A 14,805-nucleotide genomic window follows, 5' to 3' on the forward strand; every position below is an offset into this window, starting at 1 on the left:
TACGGGTGTGGCCTGTGATGCAGCATCCCCGGCTTGTGAACGAGCCGTCATGAAGTCGTGTACGACGTTGCCATCGGGAACGTCACGGCGCCTCCCCATTGCCCCATCGCCGTGCCGAACGGATATCGTCCCCTACGACTGTGACCCGCGTGACTGAAGCGAACAGCACAGCGAGCAGCACAGCGGACGCAGCAACGAACCACAGCGGCCGTACCGGCCCAGTGGCAACGGGGAGGACAAGTCGTGCGCCTGACTCTGACCGTCGTCGACCCGTACGGCGGTGCCACCGCCGACGTCGTGCTCGATGCCGATCCTGAGTCCACCGTGGGGGACATCGCCCAGGAGCTGGCCAAGCAGGTCGGGCACAGCGGGGCGCAGGTCATCCCGCTCGGGCAGCACCGGCACGCGCCGGCGAACAACGCGCCCCTCGTGTACGTGGACGGGTACGCCGTCGACCCCAGCGCCAACGTGGTGGGGTCGCCCCTGCGCGAGGGCGCCGTCGTCAGTCTTCAGGATCCGTCCGGGTGTCTGCCGGGTGAGCCCACTGGGCTCGTCGAACTGCGCGTCGTCGGCGGGCCGGCCGCCGGGTTCGTGCACCGGCTCGGCGTCGGGCGGTACGACATCGGCAGCGGGGCGGCGTCGTACGTCCGTATCGACGACCCCGAGGTCGACGCCCGGGCCCTCACCCTCTCCGTCGCCACCGACGGCACCTGCCAGGTCGCCGTGCACATGGACAAGGCGGCCGTCACCCTCGACGGCGCGTCCCTCGACGAGAGCGACCAGGAAGAGAAGAAGGACCAGGGCAAGAAGAGCGGTAAGAAGAACGGCAGGAAGAACGACCGGGAGAAGAAGGAAGAGAAGAAGGGCGGGCCCCTCGAGTGGCCCCTCGGTGGGCAGATCGCTCTCGGTAACACCCTTCTCGAACTCACCCGTTACACGCCTCCGAACGCCGCCCTCAAGTGGTCCGACGACGGCGTCGGCCTCGACTACAACCGGCCCCCGCGGCTGCGTCCGCCCGAGCGGCAGACCAGCTTCCGGCTGCCGGCGCCGCCCCGTGAGTACGAGGCGCGGCCGCTGCCCTGGCTGATGGCGCTGACGCCGCTGGTCGGTGCCCTCGTGTCAGTGATGGTCTTTCAGAAGTGGTACTACCTGATCATGGCCGGGCTGAGCCCGATCATGCTCTTCGCGAACTACTGGAACGACAAGAAGCACGGGCGTAAGTCGCACGCCAAGCAGGTCCAGGAGTACGAGGAGCAGAAGGAGCGGATCGAGAAGGACGCGCAGGACGCGCTCGTCGCCGAGCGGAACGACCGGCGGCACGCGATACCCGACCCGGCGACCGTGCTCGCCCTCGGGACCGGGCCCCGCACCCGGCTCTGGGAGCGGCGGCGCACCGACCGCGATCATCTCCTGCTCCGCGTCGGGACCGGGCAGTTGCCCTCTGAGGTGGTGCTCGACGACCCCGAGCAGGACGACCACCGTCGCCAGGTGACCTGGAAGATCGAGGACGCCCCGGTCGCCCTGCATCTGCGCACCCTCGGGGTCATCGGCATGGCCGGACCCGGCGACTCCGCCCGGGCCCTCGGGCGCTGGGCCGTCGCGCAGACCGCGGCGCTGCACAGCCCGATGGACGTGCAGTTCTACGTGCTGAGCGAGAACGCCGCGCAGGAGTCCTGGGACTGGATGCGCTGGCTGCCGCACGCCCGGCCGACCGGCGGTCAGGACGTCAACGTGCTCATCGGGACCGACGCCGAGACCGTCGGCGCCCGTATCGGCGAGCTGACGCAGATCCTCGACGCACGGAAGAAGGCCGCCGAGCAGAACAAGTCGCAGGGCGGTTCGAGCTTCAGCGATCCCGACATCGTCGTGGTGTGGGACGGGTCGCGGCGGCTGCGGTCCCTCCCCGGCGTCGTGCGGCTGCTGCGTGAAGGACCGGCCGTGTCCATGTTCGCCGTCTGCCTCGACGCCGAGGAGCGGTTCCTGCCCGGCGAGTGCCAGGCCTACGTCGTCGCCGAGCCGAAGGCCGAGGAGTACGAGCCCGCCCAGCAGGTGCAGCAGCAGTCCCAGCAGCAGGCGGCCGGTGGCTTCCCGTCCTTCCAGGCCTGGCACACCACCGCACAGCAGCCCGAACAGGCCGGGCGCAGCGAGCAGTTGCGGCTGCGCGTCGAGGAGGCCGGGGCCGAGCGGCTGAAGGACGTACGGCCCGACTTCGTCTCCGCGGCCTGGTGTCTGCGGCTCGCCCGGTCGCTGTCGCCGCTGCGGGACATCAGCGGCGAGACCGAGGACTCGGCGCTCCCGGGGTCGAGCCGGCTGCTGGACGTGCTCCAGCTGGAGCCGCCGACGAGCGAGGCGATCACGGCGCGGTGGCGGATGGGCGGGCAGTCGACGCTGGCCGTCATCGGTGAGTCGTACGACGGGGCGTTCGGGATCGACATCCGCAAGGACGGCCCGCACGGTCTGATCGCCGGTACGACCGGTTCGGGTAAGTCGGAGCTGCTGCAGACCATCGTGGCGGCGCTGGCGGTGGCGAACACGCCCGAGAACATGACGTTCGTGCTCGTCGACTACAAGGGTGGCGCGGCCTTCAAGGACTGTGTGCATCTGCCGCACACCGTCGGCATGGTGACCGACCTCGACGCCCACCTGGTGGAGCGGGCCCTGGAGTCGCTGGGTGCGGAGCTGCACCGGCGCGAGCACATCCTGGCCGCCGCCGACGCCAAGGACATCGAGGACTACCAGGATCTCGTACGCCGGGACCCCTCGCACCAGCCCGTGCCCCGACTGCTCATCGTCATCGACGAGTTCGCGTCCATGGTGCGCGACCTGCCCGACTTCGTGACGGGGCTCGTGAACATCGCCCAGCGAGGTCGTTCCCTCGGTATCCACCTGCTGCTGGCGACGCAGCGGCCGTCCGGTGTCGTATCGCCCGAGATCCGCGCCAACACCAACCTCCGGATCGCGCTGCGCGTGACGGACGGCGGCGAGTCGAGCGACGTCATCGACTCGCCGGAGGCCGGGCACATCTCCAAGAACACCCCGGGCCGCGCCTACGCCCGGCTCGGGCACGCCTCCCTGGTGCCCTTCCAGTCCGGACGCGTGGGTGGCCGCAGGCCCGGCGCCGCCGACCCGGCGGTGCTCATGCCGTGGGTGGGCCCGCTGGGCTGGGAGGACCTCGGGCGTGCGGCGCTGGTCAAGCCGAAGGCCGAGGCGCGTGAGGAAGAGGAGATCACCGACCTCAAGGTCCTCGTCGACACCATCCGCGAGGCCAACAGCTCGCTCGGTATCCCGCCGCAGCACAGCCCGTGGCTGCCCGCGCTCGACGAGACGCTGCTGCTGGACGACGTGGAGCTGCCCGCGTTCGCCGGTGGCGCCGGCAAGCTGCCGCCGGCTCCGTACGGTATCGAGGACCTGCCGGCCAGCCAGGCCCGCCGCCCGGTCGCCGTGGACTTCTCCACGTTCGGCCATCTGATGATCGGCGGTGCTCCGCGCAGCGGCCGCTCCCAGGTGCTGCGCACCCTGGCGGGTTCGATCGCCCGTACGCATTCGGTCGCCGACGTGCACCTGTACGGCATCGACTGCGGCAACGGCGCGCTGAACGCCCTGACGCGGCTGCCGCACTGCGGCGCGGTCGTCGGACGTAACCAGACCGAGCGGGTCGTGCGGCTCGTCAACCGGCTCAAGGGCGAGATGGGCCGCCGCCAGGACCTGCTGGCGGACAAGGGCTTCGCGGACATCGGCGAGCAGCGGGCCTCGGTCGCCGAGGACGAGCGGCTGCCGCACATCGTGGTGCTGCTGGACCGCTGGGAGGGCTGGGTGCCCACGCTCGGCGAGATCGACCACGGCTCGCTCACGGACGAGTTGCAGACGATGATGCGCGAGGGCGCGAGCGTCGGCATCCACCTGGTGCTCACGGGCGACCGCACCCTGCTGGTCGGCCGGATCGCGACCCTCACCGAGGACAAGTACGGTCTGCGGCTCGCCGACCGCAGCGACTTCTCCGCGCTCGGCATCCCGGCCCGCAAGGTGCCCGAGGAGATCCCGCCGGGGCGTGCCTTCCGCAACGAGTTCGGTACGGAGACGCAGTTCGCGCTGCTCTCCGAGGACACCAGTGGCCAGGGCCAGGCCGCCGCGCTGGCGGCGATCGGCGAGGCGGCTGCCGCCCGGGACGCGGAAGTGCCGCGTGCGCACCGGCCGTTCCGCGTGGACAGCCTGCCCAGCCGGATCTCCTTCCCGGAGGCCTGGGAGATGCGGGACCCGGACGCGTCGCGCTCGCGCCTGTGGGGTCTGGTCGGCATCGGCGGCGACGAGATCGTCGGCTTCGGCCCCGACCTGGCGCAGGGCGTACCGGCGTTCGTCGTCGCGGGCCCGGCCAAGTCGGGCCGCTCGACGGTGCTGATGAACTTCGCGCAGTCGTTCCTGGCGCAGGGCACCCGCCTGGTCGTCGCGGCCCCGCGCCAGTCGCCGCTCCGCCAACTCGATGGTGCGGAAGGCGTCCTGAAGGTCTTCACCGGCGACGACATCGACGAGGACGAGTTCGAGGAGCTCGTCGATCAGGCGTCGCTGGAGGAGCCGATCGCGGTGCTCATCGACGACGGGGAGCTGCTGGAGGACTGCGACGCCGAGAGCCAGCTGAAGAAGCTCTGCTCGCGTGGTGCCGAGCGCGGCCTCGCCCTCGTCATCGCCGGTGACGAGGAGGACGTGTGCAGCGGCTTCTCCGGCTGGCAGGTCGACGCGAAGAAGGCCCGTCGCGGCATCCTCCTCTCCCCCCAGGAGTCCTCCAGCGGCGACCTCGTCGGCGTGCGCCTGAACCGCGGCATGGTCGGCGGCCAGGTCGCCCCGGGCAAGGGCATGCTGCACCTCGGCGACGGGGAGCTGCGGACGGTCGTCATCCCGGGGTGAGGCGGTGAGGCGGCCCCCCTCCCAGGGGGGCGGCCGGGTCTGCGCTACCGCACTCGCGACATCCGCGCCTGCGGCCGCCCCGACTCCGCACTCTCCGACCGGTACTGGAGGTCGTCACCCACCGGCGTGAGGTGGACGGTCGTCTCCGCCGGGTTGCAGCCGCTGTGGTTGGTCTTCGCGCCGACCGACGTGGCGACGATCTCCTTCTTCGTCACCTGCTTCAGGGTCAGTACGTCGACGCAGACGCCGCCGATCTGGTCGGTCTGGCGCAGGCGGCCCAGTTCCTCGCCCACCGCGGCCCGTTCGACGGTGATCCGGAACGTGCCGAGGGGCAGGTTGCCGTCCAGGGCGGTGCCCTGGCCCTCCCAGGTGCCGAGGTAGGCGGCGGGCACCGCGCCGCCGGAAGGGCCGGAAGGGGCGGAGCTCGCGGTCGCCGCGGGTGGGGAACCGGGGTCCGCGGTCGCGGAGGGTGAGGAGCCGGGGTCCGCGGTCGCCGCGGGTGGGGAGCCGGGGCCCGCGCCGGAGTCACTCGTGTCGTCGTCGGAGGTCCGGCCGGGCAGCAGGTCGAACACGAACACCGACCCGATCGTCACGGCCGCCATCGCCCCCGCGACGGCCAGGGCCACCGTGCAGCTGAGCTTCCGCACCCGCCCGCCGCCCTCCGGCGTGGACGTCGCCGTCACGGAGACGGAGACCTTGCCCGGGCGGTGGCGATCGGAGGGCTGTGTGCCGTCGCCGTCACGGGGCTCGGGTACGGCCGGAAGGGGCGTGGGCATGACCGGCGGCGGGCCGAACACCGCGGCGTCGGCCGGTTCCGGCGCCCCCACCGATGGGCTGCTGAACCCCACCGGCCCCGAAGGCCCCCCTGCCCCCGGCCCTGCCCCCGCCCCGGCGGCCTCAAGGTTCAGCAGTCGCACCGCGCTCCGGCTCACCTGCTCCACCAGCGCCCCCGGCAGCCACCCGCCCGCCACCAGCCTGGCCGCACCGTCGGGAGCCAGCCGCCGGGCCACCTCCGCGGGGGCGGGCCGGGCGCCCGGGTCCTTCGTCAGGCAGGCCGCCGTGAGATCCCGCAGCTCTCCCTCCAGCGCCCCCAGCTCCGGCTCCTCGTGGACGACCTTGTAGAGGAGGGCCGCAGTGGAGTCCCCGGGGAACGGCGGTTCGCCGGTCGCCGCGTACGCGAGGACCGCGCCCAGCGAGAAGACGTCCGCGGCGCCCGTGACGCCCTTGCCCAGGATCTGCTCGGGCGACATGTAGCCGGGCGAGCCGATCGAGACGCCCGTGGAGGTGAGGGACGCCGTGCCGTCCGTGGCCCGGGCGATCCCGAAGTCGATCAGGAGCGGGCCGTCCAGGGTCAGCAGTACGTTCGACGGCTTCACGTCCCGGTGCACCAGGCCCAGCTCGTGCACCGCCGCCAGCGCCTCGGCGAGTCCCGCGCCCAGCGCCCGTACGGTGTGGCCCGGCAGCGGGCCGCCCTCGGCGACCGCGGCCGAGAGCGACGGGCCCGCCGCGTACGCCGTCGCCACCCACGGCACCGGCGCGTCCGGGTCCGCGTCCAGGACGGGCGCCGTCCAGGCACCACCCACCCGGCGCGCGGCCTCGACCTCGCGGCGGAATCTCGCCCGGAACTCCTCGTCCAGCGCGAAGTGCGGGTGCACGATCTTCACCGCGACCGTGCGGCCGCCGGCGCTGCGCCCCAGGTAGACCCGGCCCATCCCGCCGGAGCCCAGCCGGCCGAGCAGCCGGTAGGGCCCCACGACGGTGGGTTCGTCGGCTTCGAGCGGCCGCATGGCGTCACCCCTCCCCCGTAGGCGGGCGGGGGTGTCCCCCGTGCGCCCGCACTCCCAGAAGAGTAGTGCCGGGGCCGTGCCCCGCTCAGGGCTGGAGCAGGTCCACCTTCACGTCCGCCGGGAAGCCCGTGGTCGGGCCGACGCGCCGCGCGAACTCGGCGACCGCCTCCAGCTGCGGGCCGCCGAAGCGGAAGTCGAGCGTCGTGAAGTACTGGGCGAGGGTCTCCTCGTCGAAGTCCTCCCAGCGGGCGGCCTGCTCGGCGACCTTGCCGACCTCTTCCAGGGAGAGGTTGCGGGAGGCGAGGAAGGCCTCGTGCACCTTGCGCGTGAGGACCGGCTCCCGCTCCAGGTAGTCGCGGCGCGCCGCCCAGACCGCGAAGACGAACGGCAGTCCCGTCCACTCCTTCCACAGCCGACCCAGGTCGTGCACGTCCAGGCCGAAGCGCGGCCCGTCGAGCATGTTGGCGCGCAGCGCCGCGTCACCGATGAGGACGGCCGCCTCGGCCTCCTGCATCATCAGGCTGAGGTCGGGCGGGCAGGTGTAGTAGTCGGGCCGTACGCCGTAGCGCTCGGCGAGGAGCAGCTGGGCGAGGCGGACGGAGGTGCGGGAGGTCGACCCGAGGGCGACGCGGGCGCCGTCCAGCCGGTCCAGCGGGACCTGCGAGACGATCACGCAGGACATCACCGGGCCGTCGCAGCCGACGGCGATGTCGGGGAAGGCGACCAGTTGGTCCGCGTGCTTGAGGAACTCGACGAGGGTGATCGGGGCGATGTCGAGCTCGCCCTGCACCAGCTTCTCGCTGAGCTTCTCCGGGGTGTCCTTCGTCAGCTCGAAGTCGAGGAGCGTGCCCGTTCTGGCGAGCCCCCAGTACAGGGGCAGGCAGTTCAGGAACTGGATGTGGCCGACGCGCGGCCGGGTGCGAGGATTGTCCACATCGTGAGGCTAGCCCTCACGGCCTAGGGGGCCGTGACCGGCCCCGCGGTCGGCCCGGGATTCGCGGCGGAGGCCTTCACCGCCACTCGGCGGAGGATGTTCAAACATTCGGGTGACGTGATCTTGACCCCTATTGCATTCCGGGGCCTGCGTGCTAGGCTCATCGCAAGTTGCAGTTTGGTTTCCCTTGCAGTACAGAGCCTGCGGAGCATGTGACCGCGGGCTCTCGTCATTCTCAGACGTATGCAGTTGTGCAGAATTCATCTTCACACTTGCTGGTTCTGGAGCAGGGCAACCCTTTTGGGCCCAAGGAGGGCTTATGGCTACCGGAACCGTGAAGTGGTTCAACGCCGAAAAGGGCTTTGGTTTCATCGCCCAGGAGGGCGGCGGCCCCGACGTCTTCGTCCACTACTCCGCGATCAACGCGAGCGGCTTCCGCTCCCTCGAGGAGAACCAGCAGGTGTCTTTCGACGTCACGCAGGGCCCGAAGGGCCCGCAGGCTGAGAACGTCACGCCGGTCTGATCAGTAGTACCCAAGGAGCCCCCCGCCGCCCAGGCGGGGGGCTCCTGCCTTTTCTCCTCTTTCCCTCTGATGAATTTCCGGCGAATTCTGCCCGGGTCGGACGCCTCGATGGCCGGAACGCGTCGGCCCGCGCCGGTCCGCGCCCGGGTCCGGGCCTCGGCTCCGGGCCCCGCAATAGGGTCGGGCCATGACCGACGCCGACTTCCTGATCGAGACCCGCACCTTCTACGACACCGTGGCCGAGGACTACGCCGTCCAGTTCAGCGACCCGCTCGGGGCCCGGCCCCTGGACCGGGGGCTGCTGGACGCTTTCGCGGAGCTCGTGGGCGTGGGCGGGGAGGTCGCCGACCTGGGGTGCGGGCCCGGGCGGGTGACGGCGTACCTGGCGTCCCGGGGGCTGTCCGTGTTCGGCCTGGACCTGTCGGAGTCGATGCTCGCGATCGCCCGCCGTGAGAACCCGGACCTGTGGTTCGAGCAGGGCTCGATGCTGGACCTGGACCTGCCCGACGGCTCGCTCGCCGGGGTCGTGTCCTACTACTCGATCATCCACACCCCGCAGGACCGGCTGCCGGAGGTCTTCGCCGAGTTCGCCCGCGTCCTGCGCCCCGGCGGCCACCTGCTCCTCGCCTTCCAGGCCGGTGACGAGCCCCGCCGCTACGAGGAGGCCTGGGGGCACCGGGTGGCCCTGGACTTCCGGCGGCGCAGCCCGGAGCGGATCGCCCCGCTCCTGGAGACCGCCGGATTCACCGTGCGCTCCCGCACCGTGAGGGAACCGGACGAGGAACTCGGGGAGCCGGTCCCCCAGGCCCTCCTGATGGCCCGCAAGCGGGGGGTGCCGGGGGCGGAGGCCCGCCCGTGACCCCTCCGGCGGCCCGCTCCTCGGCCGCCGCTACAGCGTTCCCCCTATGTCCTTCGCGGCGATGTACCCGAACGTCATCGCGGGACCGATGGTGGAGCCCGCGCCGGCGTAGCTGTGGCCCATGACGGCGGCGCTCGCGTTGCCCGCGGCGTACAGGCCGCGGATCACCGAGCCGTCCTCGCGGAGCACGCGGGCGCGGGCGTCCGTCCGCATCCCGCCCTTCGTGCCGAGGTCGCCGGGGACGATGCGGAAGGCGTGGTACGGCGGCAGCCAGAGTGGGGCGAGGCAGGAGTTCGGCAGGACGTTGGGGTCCGTGTAGTAGTGGTCGTAGGCGCTGTCGCCGCGGTGGAAGTCGGGGTCCTTGCCCTGCCGTGCCTGGGTGTTGAAGCGGTCGACCGTGGTGCGCAGGGCCGCCGGGGGTACGCCGATCGAGGCCGCCAGCGCGTCCAGGGTCCAGGCCTTGTGCGCGGCGCCCGAGTCGTACCAGTCGTCGGGGACGGGAAGGACCGGCAGGACGTCCTTGAAGAGGTAGCGGTTGCGGTAGTTCTGGTCGACGATCAGCCAGCAGGGGATGGCCGGGTCCGTGTCGTGGACGTCGTACATGGTGTGGACGACGTCGCTGTAGGGCGCGGCCTCGTTGACGAAGCGCCTGCCCGCCCCGTTCACCAGCAGGCCGCCGGGCAGGGTGCGTTCGGCGAGGCAGAAGTACGGGTCGCCCGGGATCGGGATCGCCGGGCCCCACCAGGCGTCCTCCATGAGGTCCAGGGCCGCGCCGAGCCGCTCCCCCGCCCGGATGCCGTCGCCGGTGTTCTCCTTCGCGCCGACCGTCCAGTCCGTGCCGATCGGCTGCCGCTGGAAGCGGTCGCGCATCGCCGCGTTGTGCTCGAAGCCGCCCGAGCCGACGATCACGCCCCGGCGGGCCCTGACCAGGCCAGGGGTGCCGTCGCGGGTGACGACGGCTCCGGCGACGGTGCCGTTCTCGACGTGCAGATCGGTCAGGGGCGTGTTCAGCCACACCGGCACCCCGGCGGACCGCAGCCCCGCGCGCAGGCCGGCCGCCAGGGCCTGCCCCATGGTGAGGGGCTTCTCGCCCCGCAGCGCCGCGGCCGTGCCCCGGGCCAGGCACTGTGCGGCCACGGCCGCGCCCTTGGCGTGCACGGCGGCCAGGGCGATCCACTTGTAGTCGGCGCTGAAGACGACCATGCCGGCGGGGACGTCCATGTAGGGCGGGTTCAGGCGGGCCAGCTCGGGGCCCAGGAGATGGCCGTCGATCTGGTCGGGTTCGATGGAGCGGCCGTTCGGGAGGCCGCCGGGCAGCTCCGGGTAGTAGTCGCTGTAGCCCTCCATCCAGCGGAACCGCAGGGGGCTGTGGGCCATGACGTAGGAGATCGTCGCCGGGCCGTGGGTGAGGAAGGCGCGCTGCCGGTCGGCGGGGACGTCCGGGCCGACGACGGCGGCGAGGTAGGCGGCGGCCTTGGCGGGGGTGTCGGGGACGCCGGCCGCCAGGATCACCTCGTTGTTGGGGATCCAGATCCCGGCGCCGGAGCGGGCGGCGGAGCCGCCGAAGGTCGGGGCCTTCTCCACGACCACACAGCTCAGCCCCTGTCCGGCGGCGGTCAGCGCGGCCGTCATCCCGGCCGCGCCGGACCCGATGACGACGACGTCGTACGTGCCGAGCGGGGGCAGGTCGGCGGCGTGGGCGCTCTGTCGCACCCCGGCGGCGACCGCGAGCCCGGCACCGGCCGCACCGGCCGCACCGGCCAGCACTCGTCTTCGGGACGGGGCTCCGGAGGTCCCCGCGGTGTTCGTGCTCGTGGTCATGTCCGCTCCAGCCCGAGAGGAACGCGAAGGGGTGGGGAATGTCGCGCGCGGGCCTTGCGAAGTCAAGAGCCGTGCAGGGGCGGCGAGTTCAGCCCCTTCCGGGCACCCGGCCCCGGACGACCGGATCTATGGGTTCCGCACGACCAGTTCTCCGCCCGCACGACCGGATCTCCGCCCGCACGACCGGATCTCCGGCCTCGCGGCCGCCTCTCGGTGGCCGATGTCCGGCCCGGCGCTCGCGCACGGGCCCTCTCGACATCACCGGCGCACGGCTCCCACGACGGTGTCGCCCCGGGGCCGCCGCCGCGCGGCGGCCCGACCCCCGTCCGGCTCCGGCCCCCACTCCGGGCCGGTGCTGACCGCTACTCCAGGCCGATCGCCGCGCAGTCCGCCTTGTACTTCGGGGTGCAGATGTCGTTCACGGTGTACACGCCGTCCGTGATCACGGTCTCCTTGATGTTGTCCTTGGTGAGGGCGACCACCGGCACCAGCATCGCCGGGATGTTCTTCGCCGTCGGGCTGTCGACCGTCTCCCGGGTCAGCGCGGCGAACTCGATCGCGCGGCCCTGCACCTTGGCCACCGCGATCTTCGCGGCGTTGGTCGCCTCCAGCAGGAAGGACTTGTACACGGTCATGTACTGCTCCCCCGAGACGACCCGCTGCACGGCGTCGAGGTTGGCGTCCTGTCCGGTCACCGGCGGCATCTTGGTGGCGCCGGCCTCCTTGAGCGCCTCGATGACGGCACCCGCCATGCCGTCGTTGGCGGAGTAGACGGCGGCGATGTTGTTCAGCCCGACGGCCTGGATCGCCTTCTCCATGTTCGCCTTGGCGATGGAGGGCTTCCACTCCTTGGTGTCGTACTGCTCGACGATGTCGACCTGGCCCTGGAGTTCGCTCAGGGCGCCGTCCTTGAAGCGTGCGGTGTTCGGGTCGGCGGGGTCGCCGTTCATCATGACGACCTTGCTGTTCTCGGCCTTGCCGCCGAGTTCGCCCATGATGGCGCGGCCCTGCACCTGCCCGACGAGTTCGTTGTCGTGGGACACGTACGCGTCGATGGGGCCCTCGGCGAGCCGGTCGTAGGCGATGACCGGAATGCCGGCGTCCTTGGCCTTGCGCACGTCCGGGGCGATCTTCTTGGAGTCCAGGGCGTCCACCAGGATGACGTCGACCTTGTCCTCGATCATCTTCTGGAACTGCTGACTCTGTCTGGACGCGCTCGCCTCCGCGTTGGCGTAGCTGACCTTGCCCTTGTTCTCGGTGAGGGAGGCGACCTCTTCCTTGATCAGCGGGTAGTCGAACTTCTCGAAGCGTGCCGTGTCCCGGTCGGGCAGCAGCAGCCCCACCGTGATGTCGTTGCTCTTCTTCGCCCCGGCGTCGTCGCTCCCGCCGTCACCGCACGCGGCGAGGGACAGGGCCGACACGGATACCGCCAGGCCTATGGTGAGGGGACGCACGGCGGTCCGACGGGTGTTACGCGCTTTCACTTGTGGTGCCTTCCGATGGGGGGAGCATCGCGACGAGATTGTTCGAAAGCCAAGGGGAGACGGCGTGCGGCGTCAAGGAATCCGTGTGAAGACCTCGCAAAGGCCGCGCGCCCGCCCCGCTCCCGGGCAAGCCCTTCCCTCTCGGAGAGCCGGTCGCCGCGCCCCGTCTCACCGCGCGTACAGCCCCTCCACCTCCGTCGCGAAGGTGCGCATCACCGCCTGGCGGCGGAGCTTCATGGAGGGGGTCAGATGGCCCGCCTCCTCGGTGAAGTCCGCGGGGAGGATGGCGAAGCGGCGGATGGATTCGGGGCGGGAGACCAGTTTGTTGGCCTCGTCGACGGCGCGCTGGAGGACGGAGCGGAGCTCCTCGTCGTCGACGAGGAGGGTGGCCGGCACGGGGTGCTTGCCGTTCATCTGGCGCCAGTGGGTGATGCCGTCGGGGTCGAGGGTGATGAGGGCGGAGACGTAGGGGCGGCCGTCGCCGATGACCATGCACTGGGAGATCAGGGGGTGGGAGCGCAGCCAGTTCTCCAGTGGCGCCGGGGCGACGCTCTTGCCGCCCGCGGTGATCAGGAGCTCCTTCTTGCGGCCGGTGATCGTCAGATAGCCCTCGTCGTCCAGTTCGCCGATGTCACCGGTGGCGAGCCAGCCGTCGGGAGCGGCGGGGACGACGCCCCCGGCCTGGGGGTCCCAGTAGCCGCGCAGCACGTGGTCGCCGGCGAGGAGGATCTCGCCGTCGGCGGCGATGCGGACGCGGGTGCCGGGCAGGGGCCAGCCGACCGTGCCGAGGCGGGGTTTCAGGGGCGGGGTGACGGTCGACGCGCCGGTCGTCTCCGTGAGGCCGTAGCCCTCGAAGATCTCGATGCCGGCTCCGGCGTAGAAGGCGGCCAGGCGCCGGCCGAGCGGTGAGCCGCCGCAGATGGCGTAGCGGACCCTGCCGCCCATGGCGTTGCGGATACGGCGGTAGACGAGCGGGTCGTAGAAGACCCGGGCCGCCTTGAGCGCCCGGGTGGGGCCCGGGCCGGTGCCCGTCTGCCGGGCCTCCATCGCCTCGCCGTAGCGCTGCGCGACCGACACGGCCCGGTCGAACGTCGACAGCCGGCCCCCCGCCTCGGCCTTGGCGCGGGCCGAGTTGAACACCTTCTCCAGCATGTACGGGATGGCCAGCAGACAGGTCGGCCGGAAGCTGGCGAGGTCCGGCAGGAGGTGATCCGCCTTGATGCTGGGCGCGTGGCCCAGCCGTACGCGGGCGCGGACGCACGCGATGGCCACCATGCGGCCGAAGACGTGGGACATGGGCAGGAACAGCAGGACCGAGGCCTCTTCGCTGGTCTTCGTCTTGAAGACGGGGTAGAGGAGCTCGATCGCGTTGTCCACCTCGGCGAAGAAGTTGCCGTGGGTGAGGACGCAGCCCTTGGGGCGGCCGGTGGTGCCGGAGGTGTAGATGAGGGTGGCGAGCGTGTCGGGGCCCGACATGCCGCGCCGCACCTCGACCTCCTGGTCGCTCAGGTGCGCACCGGCTTCGACGAGCCGGTCCAGGTGTCCCTTCTCCAGGACCCACACGTGCTGGAGGTCGGGCAGGCGTTCCCGCTCCGGGCCGAGGGCGGCGGCCTGCCCCGCGGTCTCGGTGACGAGGGCGACGGCGCCGGAGTCCTGGAGGATCCAGCGGGCCTGGAAGACGGAGGACGTGGGGTAGATGGGGACGGTGACCAGTCCGGCCGACCAGGCCGCGAAGTCCAGGACCGTCCACTCGTAGATCGTGCGGGCCATCACCGCGATGCGGTCGCCCGGCATCAGGCCCTCGGCGATGAGCCCCTTCGCCACGGCCAGCACCTGCCCCGCGAACTCGGCCGCCGTGACATCGCTCCAGCGCCCGTCGGCGTCCTTGCGGCTGAGCGCCACGGCCCCCGGGTCCGCACTCGCGTTGTCGAACGGCAGGTCGGCGAGCGACCCGTGCGTCCACGGCGGCGCCAGCGGCGGTACGGACGCCTCCCGCACCGCCCCGTCCAGGCGCCGGGTCTCGGGCTCGACCAGGACCGGTCCGCCGTACACGTCGCCGTAGGCGGAGGAGGGATGGGCAGTGGACACGGGCGGCTCCTGGGGCGTGCAGCAAAGAACTGCTTGCTGCATGACGTACGTGCCTCGCACGCCGAGGCGCTCAATCGGCCGAACCCCCCAGAAAGGGGTTACTGGCGGTAGGAACCGGATCGTACGACCCTCACGTGGCGGGTTCGTGCGGGTTCGGGAATGGTCCGGAGCCGGGCCTGTGCATTCTCGGAGGTTACGTGAGGGTCTTTCAGCTCCGGTACGCCCGCCGCTCCCAGGCCCGTTCCAGGACGGTCGCCCTCAGGCCCGTTCCAGGGCCGTCACCCATCTGCTGGTCGGAAGCGGTGGCGTAGGGGCCGTCGGAGCGGGCGAAGGGGATGCGCGCTCCGCCGATGATCGCCACGCGCCGCACCGGCATCTCCTGGGGGCTCATCTCGACCTGCTCCTCGCCT

9 protein-coding genes are annotated in these 14,805 nt (G+C 71.8%); 3 read left to right on the forward strand and 6 right to left on the reverse strand.

Annotation, left to right across the window (positions count from 1 at the left end):
• Positions 1–243: 243 nt before the first annotated feature.
• Complete coding sequence (locus ABEA82_RS09405) at positions 244–4,899, forward strand: FtsK/SpoIIIE domain-containing protein (RefSeq protein ID WP_345660891.1); 4,656 nt, start codon at positions 244–246, stop codon at positions 4,897–4,899.
• Between the two features lie 44 nt (positions 4,900–4,943).
• On the opposite strand, the gene ABEA82_RS09410 is transcribed toward ABEA82_RS09405, so the two are convergent.
• Together ABEA82_RS09410 and ABEA82_RS09415 are read right to left on the reverse strand one after the other, a co-directional pair.
• Positions 4,944–6,686 (reverse strand): serine/threonine protein kinase, encoded by a 1,743-nt coding sequence (locus ABEA82_RS09410; protein ID WP_345660892.1) that lies wholly within the window; start codon positions 6,684–6,686, stop codon positions 4,944–4,946.
• A gap of 85 nt (positions 6,687–6,771) precedes the next feature.
• Positions 6,772–7,620, reverse strand: a complete 849-nt coding sequence (locus ABEA82_RS09415) for a menaquinone biosynthetic enzyme MqnA/MqnD family protein (RefSeq protein WP_345660893.1) — start codon at positions 7,618–7,620, stop codon at positions 6,772–6,774.
• A gap of 319 nt (positions 7,621–7,939) precedes the next feature.
• On the opposite strand from ABEA82_RS09415, the gene ABEA82_RS09420 reads away from it, so the two are divergent.
• The gene (locus ABEA82_RS09420) at positions 7,940–8,143 is read left to right on the forward strand and encodes a cold-shock protein (protein ID WP_003992177.1); all 204 of its coding nucleotides are present in this window, start codon (positions 7,940–7,942) and stop codon (positions 8,141–8,143) included.
• A gap of 187 nt (positions 8,144–8,330) precedes the next feature.
• The gene (locus tag ABEA82_RS09425) at positions 8,331–9,002 is read left to right on the forward strand and encodes a class I SAM-dependent methyltransferase (protein ID WP_345660894.1); all 672 of its coding nucleotides are present in this window, start codon (positions 8,331–8,333) and stop codon (positions 9,000–9,002) included.
• Between the two features lie 30 nt (positions 9,003–9,032).
• Here ABEA82_RS09425 and kstD read toward each other — a convergent pair whose 3' ends face one another.
• The 4 genes from kstD to ABEA82_RS09445 form a co-directional block, all read right to left on the reverse strand.
• Positions 9,033–10,823: a 3-oxosteroid 1-dehydrogenase gene (kstD, locus tag ABEA82_RS09430; RefSeq protein ID WP_345660895.1), complete on the reverse strand. Its 1,791-nt coding sequence runs from the start codon at positions 10,821–10,823 to the stop codon at positions 9,033–9,035.
• 362 nt (positions 10,824–11,185) lie between these two features.
• Positions 11,186–12,277 (reverse strand): sugar ABC transporter substrate-binding protein, encoded by a 1,092-nt coding sequence (locus tag ABEA82_RS09435; protein WP_345660896.1) that lies wholly within the window; start codon positions 12,275–12,277, stop codon positions 11,186–11,188.
• A 198-nt stretch (positions 12,278–12,475) separates the two neighbouring features.
• Positions 12,476–14,395, reverse strand: coding sequence for an AMP-dependent synthetase/ligase (locus ABEA82_RS09440; RefSeq protein ID WP_425588498.1), 1,920 nt, complete (start codon positions 14,393–14,395; stop codon positions 12,476–12,478).
• A 208-nt stretch (positions 14,396–14,603) separates the two neighbouring features.
• On the reverse strand, positions 14,604–14,786 hold the full coding sequence (locus ABEA82_RS09445) for a hypothetical protein (protein WP_345661017.1): 183 nt from the start codon (positions 14,784–14,786) through the stop codon (positions 14,604–14,606).
• Between the last annotated feature and the right edge of the window lie 19 nt (positions 14,787–14,805).

It is taken from the genome of Streptomyces venetus, assembly GCF_039540295.1.
In the GTDB taxonomy this organism is placed as follows: Bacteria; Actinomycetota; Actinomycetes; order Streptomycetales; family Streptomycetaceae; genus Streptomyces; species Streptomyces venetus.